This is a genomic window from Candidatus Hydrogenedentota bacterium (assembly GCA_012730045.1).
In the GTDB taxonomy this organism is placed as follows: Bacteria; Hydrogenedentota; Hydrogenedentia; order Hydrogenedentales; family CAITNO01; genus JAAYBR01.
In genome coordinates this window covers 1-19,080 of sequence record JAAYBR010000088.1, presented here as the reverse complement: position 1 = coordinate 19,080, position 19,080 = coordinate 1, and the positions used below count along the sequence as shown (strand labels likewise).

At 68.8% G+C, this 19,080-nt stretch carries 10 protein-coding genes; 6 read left to right on the top strand and 4 right to left on the bottom strand.

Annotation, left to right across the window (positions count from 1 at the left end; genetic code table 11):
• Positions 1 to 216 precede the first annotated feature (216 nt).
• Both miaB and GXY15_09120 read left to right on the top strand, forming a co-directional pair.
• Positions 217 to 1,590, top strand: coding sequence for a tRNA (N6-isopentenyl adenosine(37)-C2)-methylthiotransferase MiaB (miaB, locus tag GXY15_09125; GenBank protein ID NLV41371.1), 1,374 nt, complete (start codon positions 217 to 219; stop codon positions 1,588 to 1,590).
• Positions 1,580 to 3,073 (top strand): leucyl aminopeptidase, encoded by a 1,494-nt coding sequence (locus GXY15_09120; protein ID NLV41370.1) that lies wholly within the window; start codon positions 1,580 to 1,582, stop codon positions 3,071 to 3,073. The genes miaB and GXY15_09120 overlap by 11 nt, the downstream gene beginning before the upstream one ends.
• Before the next feature lie 398 nt (positions 3,074 to 3,471).
• Here the strand turns inward: GXY15_09120 and GXY15_09115 are convergent, their stop codons facing one another.
• Entirely contained in the window at positions 3,472 to 4,893 is a 1,422-nt protein-coding gene (locus tag GXY15_09115) for an alginate export family protein (GenBank protein NLV41369.1), read from the bottom strand.
• Positions 4,894 to 5,183: 290 nt separating this feature from the next.
• On the opposite strand from GXY15_09115, the gene GXY15_09110 reads away from it, so the two are divergent.
• Together GXY15_09110 and GXY15_09105 are read left to right on the top strand one after the other, a co-directional pair.
• Positions 5,184 to 5,606 (top strand): nuclear transport factor 2 family protein, encoded by a 423-nt coding sequence (locus tag GXY15_09110; protein ID NLV41368.1) that lies wholly within the window; start codon positions 5,184 to 5,186, stop codon positions 5,604 to 5,606.
• A gap of 639 nt (positions 5,607 to 6,245) precedes the next feature.
• Positions 6,246 to 7,067 (top strand): PIG-L family deacetylase, encoded by an 822-nt coding sequence (locus GXY15_09105; GenBank protein NLV41367.1) that lies wholly within the window; start codon positions 6,246 to 6,248, stop codon positions 7,065 to 7,067.
• 7 nt (positions 7,068 to 7,074) lie between these two features.
• On the opposite strand, the gene GXY15_09100 is transcribed toward GXY15_09105, so the two are convergent.
• Positions 7,075 to 8,586: a sugar isomerase gene (locus GXY15_09100; GenBank protein NLV41366.1), complete on the bottom strand. Its 1,512-nt coding sequence runs from the start codon at positions 8,584 to 8,586 to the stop codon at positions 7,075 to 7,077.
• Positions 8,587 to 9,014: 428 nt separating this feature from the next.
• Between GXY15_09100 and GXY15_09095 the strand changes: the two genes are divergently transcribed.
• Positions 9,015 to 10,751, top strand: a complete 1,737-nt coding sequence (locus tag GXY15_09095; GenBank protein NLV41365.1) for a PQQ-binding-like beta-propeller repeat protein — start codon at positions 9,015 to 9,017, stop codon at positions 10,749 to 10,751.
• Between the two features lie 142 nt (positions 10,752 to 10,893).
• Here GXY15_09095 and GXY15_09090 read toward each other — a convergent pair whose 3' ends face one another.
• Positions 10,894 to 11,682 carry an NERD domain-containing protein gene (locus GXY15_09090; protein ID NLV41364.1) on the bottom strand — a complete coding sequence of 263 codons (789 nt, stop codon included), beginning with the start codon at positions 11,680 to 11,682 and terminating at the stop codon, positions 10,894 to 10,896.
• Between the two features lie 300 nt (positions 11,683 to 11,982).
• Positions 11,983 to 15,612 (bottom strand): dihydropteroate synthase, encoded by a 3,630-nt coding sequence (locus GXY15_09085; GenBank protein NLV41363.1) that lies wholly within the window; start codon positions 15,610 to 15,612, stop codon positions 11,983 to 11,985.
• Between the two features lie 597 nt (positions 15,613 to 16,209).
• Between GXY15_09085 and GXY15_09080 the strand changes: the two genes are divergently transcribed.
• Positions 16,210 to 19,080 (top strand): DUF5011 domain-containing protein (locus tag GXY15_09080; protein ID NLV41362.1); only part of this gene is annotated, 2,871 nt, incomplete at its 3' end.

Genomic DNA, 19,080 nt, shown 5'->3' with positions numbered 1-19,080 from the left:
GTAAAATGGCACGGGGACATTGCGGACTCCTTCGGTGATGGTTGCGGAACAACTCATTCTACCGAACGGAACCGCAATGTCTCCTCTCCTTTTCTGCCCGTGTTGCGTTTCGCGCTTGAATCCGCCGCCACCACGCTTCGCGGTCCGCGCTGGCCGGGCGTTGGCGCGCGTTGCTATACTGTCCCCTCATTCTTCCCGCGGACACGGAACCCCGCCATGCCGAAAAGCGTCCACATTAAGACCTTCGGGTGCCAGATGAACGAGCATGACAGCCAGCGGATGCTGGACCAGCTCGCGGAGCTGGGCTATGCCCCGGCGACGACGCCGGACGAGGCATCGCTGGTCATCGTCAACACCTGCTCGGTGCGCCACAACCCGGAAAACAAGGTGTACAGCTTTCTGGGCACGCTACGCCCGCTGAAAGAGGCGCGGCCGGACATGGTCGTCGCGGTGGCGGGGTGCGTGGCCCAGCAGGAGGGCGAGAAAATCCTCCAGCGCGAGCGCTGCGTGGACCTCGTCTTCGGCCCGGACAACCTGTTCCGTTTGGGCGAGATGCTGGCGGAGGTGGCCGGGGGAAAGCGGGTGTGCGACATCCACTGGGCTGAGCGGGAGGGGCGGGTGCAGAACTTCGTGCCGGAGGAGTGGGTGGAGCGCGGGCATGTGGAGGGGATCCGGGCGTACATCGCCATCACGAAGGGCTGCAACAACCTGTGCAGCTTCTGCATCGTGCCGCACACGCGGGGCCGCGAGGTCTCGCGCGACCCCGAGAACATCCTGCGCGAGGCGCGGGGCATGGTGGCCCGCGGCGCGCGCGAAATATGGCTGCTCGGCCAGAACGTGAACTCCTACCGCGTGTCGCCGGACTACGGGTTTTACGAGCTGCTCCGCGACATGTGCCGCGTGGAGGGGTTGGCGCGGCTGCGCTTCACGTCGCCGCACCCCAAGGACTGGAACAACGCCCTGTCGGACCTCATGGCCGCCGAGCCCGTGGTCTGCAACCAGGTCCACCTGCCGTTCCAGGCGGGGTCGGACCGCATCCTGAAGGCCATGCGCCGCCGCCACACGCTGGCGGAGTATCTGGAGAAGGTGGCCTATTTGCAGGCGGCGGTGCCGGAGGTGGAAATCAGCACGGACCTCATCGTCGGCTTTCCCGGCGAAACGGAGGAGGACTTCGAGCGGACCCTCGACTGCCTGCGCGCCGTGCGCTTCTCGCAGGTATTCCCGTTCAAGTACTCGCCGCGCCCCGGCACGGAGGCCGCGGCCCTGCCCGACGACGTGCCGCGCGCCGCGAAGGAATCGCGGCTCGCGCGTGTTATAGCCCTTCAGGAGACGATCAACGCGGAGCGGCAGCAGGCCCTCGCGGGCACGGTCCAGACCGCGCTCGTGGACGGCCCGCACCCCCGCCGGCGCGGCTGGGTCAACGGCCGCACCGGCGGGTGGCGCGCCGTCACCTTCCCCGGCGGCGCGCGGCCCGGCGACCTCGTGCGCGTGCGCGTCACGGGGCACCAGGGGCACTGGCTGCTCGCGGAACCGGAACCCGCGCCGGAAACGGCGGCGGAAACCCCACAGGAGACGACCCATGAAGATTGACGCCATCCACGCCGAAGCCTACAAGGGCGGCAAGAAGGACACCTGCCTCGTGGCGCCCCTCTTCGAGGGCGACGACCCCGCCGGGCTCCCCGTCGGCAAGACCGCGGCCGCCGCGCTCTGCGCGCTGTCGGCCAAGGGCGTGTTCACCGGAAAGACCGGGCAGTGCCAGTGCCTGCCCACGCCGCGCGACCGCGCGCAGGCCGTGCTGGCCGTGGGCGTCGGGCCCCGGGCGAAGTTCTCCGCCGAGGGCGCGCGCCGCGCCGCGGGCACCGCCGCCGGGCCCCTGTCGCAGCACCGGGTCCGCCATGTGTTCCTCGACGCCACCCAGCTCACCGGGGCCCTCGCCGACGCCTTTGTCGAGGGCCTGGTCCTCGCACAGTACCGCTTCGACGTGTACAAGAAGGGCGACCCGGAGAACGGCGGCGCCGTGGAGGCGGTGACGCTGATCGTGCCCGACGCCGCGCACCCCGAACGCGCCGCCCGCGACGCGCACCGGGCCGCGCTCATCGCCATGGGCGTGAACGGCGCGCGCCAGCTCGCCGACACGGCGTCCAACGACCTCACGCCGTCCGCCCTGGCCGAGTTTGCCCGGGGCGTCGCGCGGGAGAGCGGCATGTCCTGCACGGTCCTCGGCCCGCGCGAGATGGCGGAGCTCGGCATGAACGCGCTGCTCGGCGTGGCCAAGGGCGCCGCCGAGGAGCCCCGGCTCGTGATGATGGAGTACCGCCACGCGCGGGCGAAGAAGACCATCATGCTCGTCGGCAAGGGCGTCTGCTTCGACGCGGGCGGCGTCAGCATCAAGCCCGCCCAGGGCATGCACGAGATGAAGTACGACATGTGCGGCGCCGCCGCCGTGCTCTGCGCCATGATGACCCTCGCCCACCTCGGCCCGCGCGTCAACCTCGTCGCCGTGGTCCCCGCCGTGGAGAACAAGACCGGCGCGCGCGCCCAGACCCCCGGCGACATCGTCCGCGCGTACAACGGCAAGACCGTCGAGGTGCGCAACACGGACGCCGAGGGCCGCCTCATCCTTGCCGACGCCATCGCCTACGCCGTCGAGAAGCACGCCCCCGACGTGGTCGTGGACCTCGCCACGCTGACCGGCGCGTGCGTCGTGGCCCTGGGCCACTACGCCGCCGGCGTGCTGGGCAACGACGACGAGGTCGTGCAGTCCCTCGTGGGCGCGGGCGAGGAGACGGGCGACCGCCTGTGGCCCCTGCCCCTGTGGGACGAGTACTGCGACCTCATCAAGGGCGACCACGCCGACCTGTGCAACATCAGCCCCGGCCGCGACGCGGGCACGATCACCGGCGCGGCCTTCATCAAGGAGTTCGTCGGCGGCACCCCCTGGGCGCACCTCGACATCGCGGGTGTCGCCTACGGCGTGAAGCACATCCCCCACCTGAGCCCCAAATACGCCACCGGATTCGGCGTCCGCCTTCTCACCCGCTGGGTCATGGACCAGGCCAAAGCCGCCCGCTGAGGGACGGCGCGCGTCCGGGCATTCAGGGAGCGGGACCACCTCCGCCGCCTGCGCGTGATGGCCGGCTTCGTGGAGCGCGCCGCCAAAAGGCCCTTCGGCATCCCCGACTTCAAGTACCACGCCCCCGCGGACGGCCTGCGGGCCCTCTTCGCCGGACATCCGGGAAAACCTGTGGCCCCGGGCCCGGGAAACGCCCCCAGACAGATGGACCTCTTTGCCTGCGACTCGTCATAGGAAAAGCCTTTACCCGAAAATCCCGGGGGATGTCCTGTTCGCGATGACGTTGATTTCAGCGGTCAGTGCGAGGCGGCCGCCCCGGGCCGTATCCCTCCCCCCCCCAAAAGAAGAGCGCCCCGCGGCCCGTTTCCGGGGCCGCGGGGCGCGGGATTCAGACGGGGTTAGAAGGAGATGCGGCAGCCGGCGAACGCGTAGTCCGCGTCGTCGTCGTCGGAGCCGCCCAGGGAGATGGTGCCGTTCCAGGCGGAGAAGTTGCTCTCGGCGAGGCCGTCGCCCGCGAACAGGTGGGTCCAGCCGAACTCGAACACAAGGTCCTCGCTGTACTGGTACTCGTTGAAGAGGGTGACCTCCCAGCCGAGGTCCGTGTCGCCGCTGTCGGTCCACCACAGGAACCCGGGCCGGTCAAAGGCGTTGAGGGTCTCGTAGTAGCTGACGGCGAGGATCGTGCGGATCTTGGGCATGGGCGCGCACATGACGCCGACGCGGCCGGTCCACGCGTTGGACAGGTCGTTGAACAGGTCAATGAAGCCCGTCATGATCTCGTTGGAGAAGAGGCGGTTGAAGTTCACGCTCGCGTCGTCGGAGCCGAACTGGCGGTTGTCCTCGCCGCCGTAGTAGCGGCCCGACACGAACACCCGCGGGGTCCACCCGCAGTCGAAGGCGTAGCCCAGGTCCAGCTTGGCGCCCCAGTTGTCAAAGTCCGCGTCCGTGTCGCCGGCCATGAGGCCGTAGGCGTCCGCCGACCCGAACTGGTAGGCCACCTCGGCGTCGTAGTCGAAGGTGCCCATGCGGCCCGCGCCGCGCACGCCGGCGGTGTTCAGCAGCGTGTCCGCGGAGCCCATCGTGTCGTCGTTGAGCAGCATCCAGTACACGTCGAAGGTGTGGTTCTCCACCGCCGTGCAGGAGGCGTAGACGCCGTAGAAGTCCACGTCGTCCTGGCCGAAGGAGCCCAGGTTCTCCGCCAGCTTGGACGCCCACGCGTCCACGGTGAAGGACTCGCCCGCGTAGGTCAGGCGCAGGGCGTCAAAGGACAGGCCGGTGTAGAGGAACGCGAAGTCGCGCGGGCCCACGAGCCACTGGCTGCCGAAGGCCAGCTCCTGGCGGCCGACGCGCAGGCTCAGCGGCGTGCCCCACATCCCCTTCACGTCCACATACGCCTGGTACAGGTTGATGTCCGCCGCGTTGTCCCCGTCGCGCGCGTCCGCGCCCGTCAGGTAGTTCGAGCGGAAATCCTCGCCCCACACGTCATACGAGTCAAACTCGACGAACGCGCTCACGTCCTCCGTGAAGGTCGCCTTCACGTGCAGGCGCGTCCGCTGCTCCACCGCCGAATAGTCCGGGCCCGCGTCGTCCCAGTCCATGATGCTCGCCACGGCCGGGCCGAAAGGTCCGCCGATCGGGCGGCCCAGCGTCGCCAGCGGCCCGTGCTGCACCGTCGGCGACGGCACCGCGAGCTGGTTGCTGATGTAGTTGAAGCGCAGGCGCAGCGAGCCGCCCACCTCCACCTGGTTGAGTTCCGCGAGCGCGGGCGTGGCCGCGCACACCAGCGCCAGGCCCAGAAGACACAGCGTTTTCCTCGACATGGTTTTCTCCTTTCCGCTAAACATGAAGACACACCCCGCCATCCCACGACGGCGGAAACAGCCAGCCCTTGACCGCCGCGCGCCGGAGGACGCACCCCGCGCCCCCGCGCACGGCGGCAAAAGAATACGGCGACCGGAGCCACGATGTCAAGAACAAAACGCAGAATGCTTAGATTTTCTGGAGGGGGGTGAAACCCCCCGGCCCCGGGGCGGGTCAACAGACGGCGCCGGGGCATGGATTTCCGGCGGGGGCGCGTGCTGGCAGGACGAACAACAGGAAAGGACGGAAAATGAAGCGGTTTGTTGCGGTTTCGGTGTGTGTCATGGTGCTGGCGGCGCTGGGAATGGCGGGGTGCGCCACGGGCGCGAAGGGGATGACGGATGCGGAACAGATCTCGCAGCGGGTGGAGGACGGGATCGCGGCGGTGAAGGCGAAGGATTTTAAGAAGTTCGAGACTTTTGTTTCCGGGGAGTTTGACAGCGGGGTCATCGGCAACAAGGAGGACCTGCTGTCCTACCTGGAGAACGCCGACGGCATGGGCTTCCTGGACGGCCTGGAAGTGAGCCTGACGGACTCCGAGACGACGGTCACGGGCGACACGGCGGTGGTGGACACGGTGGACGTGTCGGGCCCCTTCGGGTCCCTGACCCTCACGTTCACGGGCGCCAAGGAGAAGGGCGTCTGGATGATCACGGGCGTTGATCCTTACTGAGGCTGATCACCGCGCCGCGCGCGGGGCGCCCCCCGGGGAAGCCCCGCGCGCGGCGCGTGTCGTTTAAGGCCGGAACGCGGGGATGCCCAGGGGCCTGAACGCGCACGGAGTGCGCCTTGGAGTGCGCAAGCTTGCTTGCGCCTTTCAGACCGGGACGCCCCGATGGACTCAGGACAAAGCGATGCCCCCGGTCTTTTGAAACACCCCGCGCGCGGGCAAGCCCGCGCGAAGAAAGGCGGCAGCAAGCTGCCGCACTCCAAGGCGCTTCGCGCATCTTGCTGTGCCTGGGCAAACGTGTTATCTTGGGGTCATGCCGCGCGCGGGGCGCCCCCCGGGGAAGCCCCGCGCGCGGCGCGTGTCGTTTAAGGCCGGGGGGCGCGGGACCCCCATGGGCCTGAACGCGCACGGAGTGCGCCTTGGAGTGCGCAAGCTTGCTTGCGCCTTTCAGACCGGGCCGCCCCGACGGACTCGGGACAAAGGGATGCCCCCGGTCTTTACCCGCGCGCGGGCAAGCCCGCGCGAAGAAAGGCGGCGGCAAGCCACCGCACTCCAAGGCGCTTCGCGCATCTTGCTGCGCCTGGGCAAACGTGCTATCTTGGGATCATACCGCGCGCGGGGCGCGGTTTCGGGAGAGACGACATGGCGGAAGAGCGGCGGAAGAAGACGGTGCTGGTGGTCGCCGCGCATGCGGACGACATGGAGTTCATGGCGGCGGGGACCGTCGCCCGGTTCATCCGGGACTTCGGCTACCCCGTTTATGAGTACATCCTGACGGACAACTCGCGGGGCTCGTACCGCCTCTCGGGGCCGGAGCTGGTGGAGGTGTCGGCGGCGGAGGCGCGGGAGGCGGGCCGCATCCTCGGGCTGGAGGAGGTGCGCCTGGAGGGCTACCGGGACGGCGAACTGGACCGGGTGCCGCCGGGGGAGCTGCGCGGGAAGATCATGGCCATGATCCGCGAGGTGCGCGCCGACATCGTGATGGGCTGGGACCCCTTCGCCCCCTATGAGGACCACCCGGACCACCGGGCCGCGGCGATGGCCACGCTGGAGGCTGCGGCCTTCGCATCGAACCCGCTGTTCCATCCGGAGCACGCCGCGCCGCCCCACATGCCCACCGAGGCCTACTGGTTCGCCAAATCGCCGCTGAACGCCCATACCTTTGTGGACATTTCGGCGGTGATGGACCTGAAGGTGGCGGCGCTGCTGGCGCACGACTGCCAGATGGTGCTGACGGTGGACGCCCTGGTCCTCGAGGCCCGCGCGCTGGGCGTGGACCTGCCCATGCTGGAGAACCTGGAGGAGGGCGCGCACCGGCCCCTGGTCGAGATGGGCATCCGCCAGCACTGCGCGCGCGTGGGCGCGGAGGCCGGCCTGGAATGCGCCGAGCAGTTCCGCCACGAGAAGTTCGGCATGCTGGACACGGTCCTCGGCACCGACTTCGTCCGCCCCGACTTCGCGTGATCCCCGCCTACGCCTCGGAGATGTTGTCCCAGGTGACGCCGATTTTTGCGGCGGCGTAGCCGACCTCGCGGAGGTGGTCGCCGTAGGCCATCATCCAGTGCGAGTCGCGGACCTCGTGGAGGAGCTTCTTCCAGTCGCCGTGGACGCGGACGTCCTGCTGGCTGCGGCAGATTTCGAGGAAGGGGTTGTCCACCACCTCGCCCTTGAGGCCGACCCAGCGGCCCGTGGCGTATTCGGGGTCAATGAAGCTGACAAGCTGGCCGACGGGCATGTCCACCTTGGGGGCCGCGCCGAAGTCGGACTCGTAGTGCGTGAGGATGCGCGTCGGCTCGTAGGTGTCGCCGTCGAGGCGGCGGGGCGAGGCGCAGTGGGCGCAGGTGACCACCCCGTCGTGGGGGAAGGTGGAGTTGTGCATGAACACGGGGCGCCCGGAGAGGTAGCGCAGGAGCACGCCGGCGGGCACGACGACGAAGTCGGACTCGCAGAAGGCCGTGAGGCCCTCGTCGTTCATCAGGCCGAGGGAGAGGCACGCGGTGGTCTTCGACATGGGCAGGATGGTGCTCATGCACTCCTTGATGGTGAAGACGCTGGCGTCGTGCTCCGCCAGGATGTCCTTGAACAGGGCGTAGAGCAGGAAGGCGTTCACAACGAAGGTGCGCTCCGTCTCCAGGGTCGTGCCGGGCAGGGCGAGGAAGGTGTCGGTCCACTTCTCGGCCAGGGCGACGGCCGCCGGATCCGCGAGGGCGGAGTTGATCCGCTTGGACAGGTCGTCATAGGAATAGTCCACGAGGTCCATGCCCCACTTGTCGCGCGCGACCTCCGGGGCCTCGCCGGCGTACTTGCCCGCCGGGCCGCCCAGGGCGACAATGCGGCAGCCGAGGAAGTTGTGGACGGCGTAGAGGGCGCGCAGGCGCCACCGCAGCTCCTCCAGATCGTCAATGACCACGTCCTGGACCGACGCGCGCTTTTCCGTCTTTTCCGCGTCCTTGTCCGACGCCAGGTACTTCGTGCTGAGGGCCTCGTACCAGTAGTAGACCGGGCCGGATTTGTGCCGCGCGAAGATCACCGCGCCCCGGTCGGGGATGCACGCGTTCAGCGTCTCGCCGCCGCCCGTGGCGGGGTAGACGATGGTGGCGTCCGACGCCTTCGGGTCAATGGCGGCGGCCTCCTCCTTCGTCTTCACCCGGATGACCGGCAGCACCTCCATGGGGAATCCGCCGGTGGCGGCAAGGCCGCTCAGCTCCTCCATGATGCGCGCGGTCTCTTCGGCGGCCGCCTCGTCGCTCTGGACGCCGCCCCAGGACTTGTAGGAGGTCATCTCGCGCTTCACGGGCACGCGGTACATGAGCACCGGCTGCACGCGAAGGGTGCGGCCCTGGGTGTACAGGGGCTTTGTGGGGTCCCAATAGCCGTCGGACCACGCGGCGGCGCCCTTCGCCGACGCGCCCATGGCCGCGGCCAGAGTCATCGCCGTGGTCACCCCCAGAAATTCCCTGCGGTTGATGCAATGGCAGCACATGGCCGGACCTCCTTGGTTGGGTGACGCCATGATACACAACTCCCCGGGGCCGGGCAAGCGGCCGCCGTGATCGCCGGATAAAGACAGACCATCAAGGCGCTTGAGGGGCAATGCGGCTTGTGAATCCATGCTGAATGCACATTCGGCATCCCGGAGGGATGCAGGACATTGGACAAAATGAAAAGGCCGGTTCCTCCACGGTCCATCTCGCATCCATGAAGGCATGTCTGCGGTGTGGCCGAAAACGTAGACGCGGCATCCTGCCGCGTTCCTGGGGTTTTCGTTGGCCCAAAGAACGCGGCAGGATGCCGCGTCTACGTTGCGGGCCGTTCCCGCCGGGTTGACTGCGGACACCGGGTATGCCATGCTTTGCGCGGCCGGGCGCGGCGGACGGGCCGCGCCGGACATTGGCCGACGGAGCCGCGACCATGACCGACACGCCCGAGCTGTCCCCCGCGCCGGAAACGCGCCCCCGCGTGTGGCCGCTTTTCATTGTCTGCGCCGTGCAGGCCGTGGTGGTCTTCGGGTTCTCCCGCTGGGGCACGACGAACCTCCACAGCGCCGCCGGTTTCGGCGTTGCACCGGGCGCGGCGGCCATCCTCGCCCTGCTCTGGTGGGTGACGCTCAGCCGGACCCCCTGGCGGGACCGGCTGGCCGGGGCCGTGCTCGCGGCGGCGGCGATGGGCGCCATCGTGTTGTCCCAGAGCCGCGTGGACATGGGCGGCCTGCTCCTGCTCGCCGCGCTGCCGTGGATGACCTACGGAACGGCGGCGGTCCTCCTGGCCACCTGGCCGCTGCGGTGGCCCCTGCGCCGGTGGGCGCTGGCCCTCCTGCTCATTGCCTGCGCGGCCGGGTTCTGCGCCCGGCGCGTGGACAGCATCAGCGCGGGGCTGTCCCCCGTGGCCTCGTGGCGCTGGAACGCCACCACGGCGGAGCAGGCGGGGGCGCTGGCCCTCGTGACGGAACAGGGCCGCGCCGGGGTGCCGCCCGTGGCGGGGCCGGGCGACTGGCCCGCCTTCCGCGGCCCCGCGCGCGACGCTGTCGTGGCCGGGGAAAGCTTCTCCACCGACTGGGCCGCCTCGCCGCCGAAAGAGCTGTGGCGCGTGCCCGTGGGCGCGGCGTGGTCCTCCTTCATCCAGGTCGGCGGGTACCTGTTCACGCAGGAGCAGCGCGGCCCCCACGAGTGCGTCACCTGCTACGACGCGAAGACCGGCGCCGTCGTGTGGCAGCACGGCGTGGAGGCGCTGTTCGAGGACGGCATGGGCGTCGGACCGCGCGCCACGCCCGCCTATGCCGACGGCCGCATCCACACCCTCGGCTGCACGGGCGCCGTGCTCTGCCTCGACGCCGCCACGGGCGGCGTGGTCTGGCAGCGCGACCTGCGCCAGGACGCCGGCACCGGCCAGCCCTCCTTCGGGATGTCGGCGTCGCCGCTCGTGTCCCGCGACCTGGTCCTGTTCTTCTCCGGCGGCTCCGAGGGGAAGCACCTCAACGCCTACAACCGGGCCACGGGGGACATTGTGTGGCAGGCCGGCCACCGCGCCGACGGCTACGCCTCGCCCCATGCGGCCGTCGTCGCCGGGGTGACGCAGATCCTCATGGTCAGCGACTACGGCATCCAGACCTTCACCCCCGAAACCGGCGCGCCCCTGTGGGACCACGCCTGGGGCATCAAGACCAACCCGCGCTGCACCCAGCCCGTGGTCGTGGACGGCAACGGCGTCTTCTTCGGCGGCACCGGCAGCTCCGGCACGCGGCGGCTCACCATCTCCCTGAGCGACGGCGCGTGGAAGGTCGAGGAGGCCTGGTCGTCCAAGCAGTTCCGGCCCTACTTCAACGACGGCGCCCTGCACAAGGGCCTCTACTACGGCTTCGACGGCGACCGCCTCGCCTGCATGGACCCCGCCACCGGCAAGCGCCGCTGGGCGGGCGAGCGCTACAACGGCCAGCTCCTCCTCGTCGCCGACATGGACATGCTCCTCGTCCTCGCCGAGTCCGGCGACGTCATCCTCCTCCCCGCCACCCCGGAGGAACCCGCCGAAATCGCCCGCTTCCACGCCGTCACCGGCAAAACCTGGAACCACCCCCTCCTCTCGGGAGGAAAACTCTACGTCCGAAACGCCCAGGAGGCCGCCTGCTTCGAGCTGCCGAAGGCGGGGAAATAGGGATGTTTCAGGACCTACGGTAGCCGCGTTCTTGGGATGGGTGCTACTTCCCCGAAGGGGAAGAATGTGCATAGCCGGAGGCGACCAAAGGGAACTTGACTCACTCTCCTGATTGCGCGCTATCCCCGATCACGTTTCGGAGTCAGTTCGTTGTCCGAACGTGACGGCAGAGATGATAGGTCGCCAACATCACGTCCTGCTGCTCAAGCACAACGGGTTCGTTTTCAATGAACGTCGGAAGCGCTTTGGGGTTCAGAACCCAGACATCACATGATCCACCCTTGGGCATTTGGTCAACGAACCATCCCGGGAACACAATGACAGGCCGAACGGAGAACGACTTCCCGGTGGTTTCTCTCAGCACCTGATTAACCCATCTTGCCTGTGCCTTCGCCTGTTCCACCGGATTTCGGTCCATCGTAAGCCCGTCAATCAGCACTTCCCCATCCCGAAGGCTTACTGTTGCCGCCTTTCCCACGGGTTTGCTGAAGGTCTTGGTCTCCACCGTGAATACGCCATGAGGGCTCACAATCACATGGTCAACATTGAACCCTTCCCCAATCACGTCATGGAAGACGCGGTAGCCCTTTTCGCGCAGCATGTCCAGGTATTGCCCAACAGCACGTTCACCATCCCTTCCCAGACGCAGATTGTGGAGCTTCTTTCGGGACTGGCTCACCTTGTATGCCGTGATGGCAAGAAAACATAGCGATGCAAAAGAGACAAGGACTGGGTGGAAAGCCCCCTCGGTCGCCCATCGAAGCCACTCAATGGCGGCGAGGTAGAGGCCGAAGGCGCCCATAACGATCCAGATGGAGACTTCCTCGTCCAAGACGCGTGTAATCTCCTCGTCCAACGACTGGCCGGGGTTTCTGAGGGGCTTTCCCTTCAAAGGCGAGCGGGTCTTGGCGTTCTTTCTGTCAGCCGTCATTCGTGCTTCTCCAAATCCTTGACCAAGTTTCTGAGAACCCAACCCCCCTTCGCTTATCTTAGGACAAACGCAGACTCTCCCGCCAACAGAAACATTGTCCTCTGCGTGTCCTGAACATAGGCGGCTTCCCTTCCTTCGGCATGTCGCGATGCGCATTCGCTGCCCCGCGCGCGGGCAAGCCCGCGCGAAGAACGGCGGCAGCAAGCTACCGCACTCCAAGGGGCTTCGCCCTGCGCGGTCCTGGTGTCCGGGAGATACTCTTCAGTCCCCTCCCCGCGCCGGGGCATGCCCCCCCCCCGATCAGGAGTATCGGGCATCCGGGTGAAAACTGACGGCGGCGGCGGTGGTGCCGGTGGGGATGAACTCGCCGGTGTCGGTGACGCGGATGCCGAGGGCTTCGCCCGCGCCGAGGAGGTCGTAGATCACCCGATTCAGGGCGAGGTCGCGCATGCCGGGGTAGCCGGGGGACCAGCGCTGGCCGTCTTTTTCGCCGACGCCCGCGAGGGCGCGGAGCTGGGCGTGGACGGCGTCGGCCATGTCCTCGGCGACGCGGTCGGAGAGGCCCTGGAGCAGGAGGGCGCCCTCGCTGTCGCCCGCGGCCTTGAGCTCCTCGACGAAACGGTCGGCGTCGGGTCCGCCGGAGGTGACCTGGAGGCCGATGAGGCCGGGCGCGCCGTCGGGCGCGGCGGGGAAGTACTGCGCGCCGGACACGGTGTCCTCGCCGCCCGCGCCGAGGACGCGGGTGAAGGCGAGGCGGGCGAGTTCGCGCGCCGGGTCTTCGGGGTCGCAGACGACGACGTCATCGCCCTCGGCGCGGCAGGGGAAGAGGCCGTAGACGCCCTGCGGGCGGAGCCACCCCTTTTCCGCCGCGAGGGCGGTCCAGCGCCCGAACAGCGCGTCGAGTTCTTCGGCCGTGTGGCCGCTGCGCTCGCGCATGGCCGTGCTGCCGAATTTCCAGTTGAGGGAGTAGAGCGTGCGCCGGTCCACCCGGGGGGCGAATTCGGCCAGCGGGATTTCCAGCGTGCGCGCGCGGAAGCGCGGCGCGGCGGCCGCGTCGTACTTCGCGGCGTCCACCGCGCGCGGCGGCAGGGTGGCGAACAGGTGCTCTTCCCGGTCGGCACGCTGGCGCGCGAGGCGGTGGCTCTGGGCGAGGCGGGCGCGGTTCTTCGCGGCCATCTCCGCGCGCCCCTCCGGCGTGGCGGCCATGAGGGCGTTCATCACGTTAACGCCGTCCATGGCGGTGCGGCAGTAGAACACGTCCCCGCGCATGGTTTCGGGGTCCTCGTCCCCCGCGAGGGCGACGGCGGCGGCGTGGCGGTCACTGACGGGCGCGCCGCCGATGAGAATGGGCAGGTCGAGTCCCTGCTCGCGCATCATCTTCGCCACGGTGATCATGTGGTTGGAGGTCTGGACCAGCAGGGCGGACATGCCGATGGCATCGGCCTTGTGCTCCCGCGCGGCGTCAATGAAACTCTGCAGCGGGGTCATGGTGCCGAGGTCCACCACCTTGTACCCGTAGTTCTCCAGCAGGGTGCGGGCCAGGTCCTTGCCGATGGAGTGGACGTCCTGGTAGACCGTGCCGACAACGACGGTGCCCTTGAAGGCGCGCCCGCCGCCGGGGGCGACGCCGGCCTCGTCGCGCATGTGGGCTTCGAGGAAGCCCATGGCCTGGCGCATGACGTCGGCGGACTTCAGCAGGTGCGGCAGCGACACCTCGCCCCGGCCGAAGCCGTCGCCGAGGTCCTGCATGGCGCGCATGAGGTGGCCGTTGATGAAATCCAGCGGCGCGTGCCGCGCCATCGCGGCGGCCACCTGCTCCACGATGCGGTCCTGGTAGGCGTAGCGTCGGCCCTTGACCTCCACCTCGCCCGCGACGCGCTCCTTGTGGCCGTCCTTGATCTTCTGGACCACCGCCTCCTCCAGGGGGAGGTCGTCGTAGGTGCTGCGGCGCGGCGCGGCGCCGCCCGTGCGCTGTTCGGCGATTTCCTCCAGCTCGGCGAAGGCGTCCATGTCGTGCTCCAGCACGACGCGCAGGCCGAGGGCGTAGTGCGCCGGGTCGAGGTCGGCGACGAAGACGTAGTGGTTCGGGTTGACGATGGCGGCGTCCAGGCCGCGTTTCCGCGCCTCGTCCAGGAAGACCGAGGTGAGCACGGTGCGCATGTGGGGCTTCTTGGCGAGGCCGTTCGTGAGGTTGCCGACGCCCAGCGTGGTGCCCGCCCGGGGGAAGCGCTCCTTGAGCAGGCGCACGCCCTCCAGGGTCTCCACGGCGAAGTTCATGCCTGGCTCCGACTCCGAGCCGATGGGGAAGACGTTCACGTCCACGAAAACCCGTTCCGGGTCCACGCCGTATTTTTCGCGGACCAGCTCCAGGATCTGCGTCGCCAGGTCGAGCTTCTCGTCGCGCGTGGCGGCGGGGCCCTTCGGGCCGGTGCAGAGGGCCACATAGACCGGGTCGTGGGCGGCGGTCGCCCCCAGCACGGCGTCGGCCTTGGTCAGCCCCGGCGACACCTCCTCCAGGGAGATGGAGTTGATGACCGGGCGGCCGGGGTACACCTTCACCGCCTCGGCCAGGGCGTCCACTTGGAACGAGTCGAGGCACATGGCCCCCTTGAAGTCCGTGGTCTGCACATGGACCACCTCTTTGAGGGCGGCCACGGTGTCCACGAGGTTTGAGTCCATGCAGACGTCCACCACCTCGCAGCCCAGCTCCTCCACCTGCTCCCGGACCACCTCCTCCAGCACGTCGTGGTTGATGCCCGTGTCGTTCTCCACGGCGTCGCGCACCTTTTTCGACCCACGGATGTTCAGCCGCTCGCCAAAGCGGATGAGGGACTTGGACCCGTCCAGCAGCACGGCCTTCTGCGGCCCGGAGACATACAGGCCGGGCTCGGGGACGCGGCCGCGGGGGGCCACGCCGCGCAGGGCCTCCACGGTGGCGCGGATGTGCTCCGGCGTGGTGCCGCAGCAGCCGCCGACCACGCGGACCCCCTGGTCCGCCACGAAACCCCGGAGCAGCGCCGCGAAGCGGTCCGGGGCGAACTTGAACACCGTGCGGCCGTTCTCCGAGACGGGCAGCCCGGCGTTCGGCAGCACCGACACGGGCACGCGGGAGAAGCGGCACAGGGTCTCCACCGCCGGGGCCATGAGGTCCGGGCCGATGGAGCAGTTGATGCCGAAGACGTCCACGCCGAGGCCCTGCACCGTCGTGAGGGCGGCCTGGATGTGCGTGTGGAAGATCTGCATGCGGGCGAATTGGTCCACCGTCACCTGGGCCATCACGGGCACCCGGCGCCCGCGCTCCGCCATGGCGTCAAAGCCGCCCATCACCGCCGCCTTCACCTCCAGAATGTCCTGCTGGGTCTCGTGGAGGAAGGCGTCCACCCCGCCGTCCAGCAGGCCCAGGGCCTGGCGGCGGAAGTTGGCGCGCACCTCGTCAAAGGTGGCGCGGCGCAGCGTGGCCCGCGTGTTGGAGATGACCCGGTTGGACGGCCCCATCGAGCCGACAACAAAGAGCGGCCGCCCGTCGTGGGCGGGGTCCCGGCGGTGCAGGTCGCGGGCCTCGGCGGCGATTTCCGCGCCCCGGCGGCTCAGCCAGTAGGCCAGCTCGTCATGGGACAGGCGGCGCGGGTCCACCCCGTGCGGGTTGGCCGCCCACTGGGACAGGTCCAGCCCGGAAAAGTCATACTCCGCCAGCCGGAAGGCCGACGCGCCGAAGGTGTTCGTCTCCACGGCGTCCGCCCCGGCGCGGAAAAACGCCAGATGGATGTCCCGCATCGCCTGCGGCAGGGAGAAATTCAGCAGGTCCACGAGCATCTTGTAGTCGGGGCCGCCGAACGCGGCGTCGCCCAGGCCGAGCGCCTGGACCATCGTGCCCGTGGCGCCGTCCAATACCAGCGCCCGGTCCCGTTTTAAAGCAGCGGCAAAATCCATGATTTACCTGTGGTTCCTTCCCTGGCCGCCCCCCGATCGCGCAGATGTGCGCCCATTGTAATGCACCCGGGCTTGTCGTTGGCAAGTCCGGGCGGATTTCCCGGATCGCCGTGCAAGGCGGTCTCCCTGCCAACAACCCCCCTTGAGTGGCGGTGATTCCCGCCAGGAGGGGAGTTGGGGGACCCCTGGGAAGCAGGGGACTGTCCGCCCCGAAACGGCAGGCGGACAGTTCAGGCAGCCTTTCAGGCCGCGTCGGCATCCCGCCGCCAGGCGGGGAATTCGTTCCAGAACGGGCGCTGGGCGCCGGGGTGGGCGCACCCCTTTCCGGCCCAGAGGCACCGTCCTTCGCCCGGCATCCCATGAATCCCCCACTGCCCATGCCCCCCAAAAAACGGTAAAATCTCTTTATTCTCGAATACAGGAGATCAGCCTGCGGGGTTTGCCACTAAGTCGGGTTCGTGCTATACTCCATTTGACGCTGAGGCAGGTTTGCAGGGCTTCTTCACCCAGACGTGGACAAGTTTCCGTGTTTGGGGGTGTTTCTTGACTGGCCATTATCGGGAAAAATTCCCAAGAACCCGCAGGAAAGGGTGTCCCATGAGAAAGGTTCTGTTGTGCGCGACCGCAGTCATGTTGGCTTCTGTCGGGGCGCAGGCCCAGAAAAACTGGGGATTTGACACGGCCGGAAACTTTGAGGGCTGGACGAATGGCGGGCAGATCACCGGCTTCGGCGTGTCCGGGGGCTCCCTGAACTTCACCTGCGCCGGGGGCGACCCCATCGTGCAGAGTCCGGACTTCATCGCGTCTCCGCTGGTGGGCAGCGCCAACGCCTGGCTCAAACTGGACCTGGAAAGTTCTGTGACGGGGGACTACCAGATATTCTTCATCCGCACGGACGAGACACTCCCGTCAGAGTTGAACTCCATCTTCTTCCGGGTCCAGGCGGGGCGGTCGCTGTACCAGATTCATGTGCCCCGCCGACTGGGGGACTTGGCGAAGAACGGGACGGACCTCTGGACCAACCGGAGCATCCGGCAGTTCCGTTTTGACCCGCCCGGCGGCACGGCCACGGTGAAGATTCATTCCTTCATCGTGGAGAGCTACCCCCATCCCGACTGGCCGTTTAACATTTTGCCCGGCGGCTTCCCCGGGCATGCCTCCGGCTGGGTCCCGCTGAACCAGACATCCAATTTCCAGGTGACGGCGGCCGGGGCCGTCAGCATGAACATCACGGGCGGCGACCCTCACTTCGGGGTGGATCCGCTGGCCTTTGACCCGTACGTCTTCAAGTACCTGTATGTCCGGCAGAACCACACCGGGTTCGCCTCGGGCGAAGCGGCCACCTCGCAGACCTTCTCCTTCCCCGGAACCGGGGGGAGTTACGGCTTTGTCTACAACCCCTTTCAGCACTACCCGAACAACGGCGCGGCGACCATCGTGCTGGACATGACCACGGGTCTGGACTACGACGCCTGGGCCGGGGCCTACGGCTCCATCACCCAGGTGCGCATTGACCCCAGTACGGAGGCCAACGCGGCGACCTATGTCTACGACCACATCGCCCTGCGCACGGCCGGCGACTTCTCCTCCGCCGCGGTGCAGTGGCCCGCCATGGCCGGCACCGGCGCGTGGGTGGCCGCGCAGCACACCCCCTACGCGGGCAGCCAGGTGGCCCTTGCCGGGGGCGCGGCCACGCTCACCCAGACCACGGGCGGGCAGCCCATGGCCCTGCTGAACCAGGACTTTGTCGTGGACGCGGCGAACCGGTACCTGTACCTGGACGTCGCCGCGAACACCACCGCGCCCCGCACGCTCACCTTCTACGCAGGCTGGGCCGTGAACGGACAAGAGTTTGCCGCCGCCGGCAACGCGCGCCAGTACACCGGCCGCATTGCCACGAACGCGGGCGCGAACCGCTATGTGGTGGACCTGGGCGCGGCGCAGGGCGCCCCGTTCAACGGCGCGTGGTCCGGCCTGCCCCACGGCCTGCTGCTGCGCTTCGGCGACGGCGAGGCGGACCTGTCCTCGGTGGTCGTGACGAACGTCGGCCTCCTGCCGGCCGCGCCGCCGGAGATCGCGATGGTGAGCACGGAAAGCGCCACCAACGCCGCCACCTACACAAAGACCATGATACTGAACGCCGGGACCGGGGTGACCTGGGGCCTCTCGGGCGCGCCTGCGGGCATGACCATCGTCCCCTCCACGGGGGAAATCTCCTGGCCGACCCCCGTCTACAGCGCCTCGGCCTACACCATCACCGTGACCGCCACAAACGCCCAGGGCACGGACACCGAGGCCTTTGCGCTGAGCGTGGCCGACGCGGTCGCGCCCTCCAACCCCGCCCTTTCCAGCACCTCGCACACTGTCGGCGGCACCCTGGCGGCCAGCCAGATCGTCATGCGGTGGAACGGCGCGTCGGACGGCGCGACGGGGGTCAGCGGCTACTCCTTCGTGTTCTCCACGAATCCCGCCGCAGCCGTGGACGACACGGTGGACCTGGCCCACTCGGCGGACCCGCACACCGTGACCAGCGCGGCGCTGGCCGACGGTGCCTGGTATTTCCGCCTGCGGACGCGCGACGGCGCGGGCAACTGGTCCGCCCCCGTCACCTGGGGGCCCACCACTATTGACACCACCGCGCCGGTCGTGACGCTCAACGGGTCCTCCACGGTCACCCTCGAGTGCGGCGTGGACAGCTACACGGAGTCCGGGGCTGCCTGGACCGACAACATTCTCGGCGCCGGCGCCGTGACGAACATCTCCGGCGCCGTCGGAACCGCCGTGGGCGACTACTTCGTCACCTACACCTTCACGGACAACGGGGGCAATTCCGACAGCGAGACCCGCACGGTCTCCGTGGTGGACACGGCGGCTCCGGTGGTGGCGATAGACGGCGGCGTGTCCGTGCTCGCTGGCGAGTGCGCCGTGGCGCTGACGCTTCCGGGCGCCACGGCGTCGGACGTCTGCGACGGCGCGCCGGCGGCGACGGTATCGGACTACGACGGCCTGAACGAGGCCGCCCCGGCGGCCGGCGTGTATGACGTGGTCTACGCCGCGACGGACGCCGAGGGAAATACGGGCACCGCCACGCTCACCGTGACGGTGGACGACACCACCGCGCCGGTGGTGGCGATAGACGGCGGCGTCTCCACGCTGTCCGGCGAGTGCGGCGTTGCCCTGACGCTTCCGGGCGCGACAGCCTCTGACACCTGCGACGGCCCCCGGGCGGTGTCAGTGTCGGACTACGACGGCCTGAACCCGGCGGCCCCCGCCGTCGGCGTCTATGACGTGGTCTATGCCGCGGCGGACGGGTCGGGGAACACGGGCACGGCGGTGCTGACGGTGACGGTGGATGACACCACCGCGCCGGTGGTGACGCTAGACGGCGGCGTGTCCACGCTCTCCAGCGCCTGCGGCGCGGCGCTGGCGCTTCCGGGCGCGACGGCGGCGGACGCCTGCGACGGCGCG

Coding starts and splice junctions, on each gene's coding strand:
- GXY15_09090 (NLV41364.1), bottom strand. CDS start 11,682: ATGACGGCTGACAGAAAGAACGCCAAGACCCGCTCGCCTTTGAAGGGA.
- miaB (NLV41371.1), top strand. CDS start 217: ATGCCGAAAAGCGTCCACATTAAGACCTTCGGGTGCCAGATGAACGAG.
- GXY15_09100 (NLV41366.1), bottom strand. CDS start 8,586: ATGTGCTGCCATTGCATCAACCGCAGGGAATTTCTGGGGGTGACCACG.
- GXY15_09105 (NLV41367.1), top strand. CDS start 6,246: ATGGCGGAAGAGCGGCGGAAGAAGACGGTGCTGGTGGTCGCCGCGCAT.
- GXY15_09095 (NLV41365.1), top strand. CDS start 9,015: ATGACCGACACGCCCGAGCTGTCCCCCGCGCCGGAAACGCGCCCCCGC.
- GXY15_09115 (NLV41369.1), bottom strand. CDS start 4,893: ATGTCGAGGAAAACGCTGTGTCTTCTGGGCCTGGCGCTGGTGTGCGCG.
- GXY15_09120 (NLV41370.1), top strand. CDS start 1,580: ATGAAGATTGACGCCATCCACGCCGAAGCCTACAAGGGCGGCAAGAAG.
- GXY15_09110 (NLV41368.1), top strand. CDS start 5,184: ATGAAGCGGTTTGTTGCGGTTTCGGTGTGTGTCATGGTGCTGGCGGCG.
- GXY15_09085 (NLV41363.1), bottom strand. CDS start 15,612: ATGGATTTTGCCGCTGCTTTAAAACGGGACCGGGCGCTGGTATTGGAC.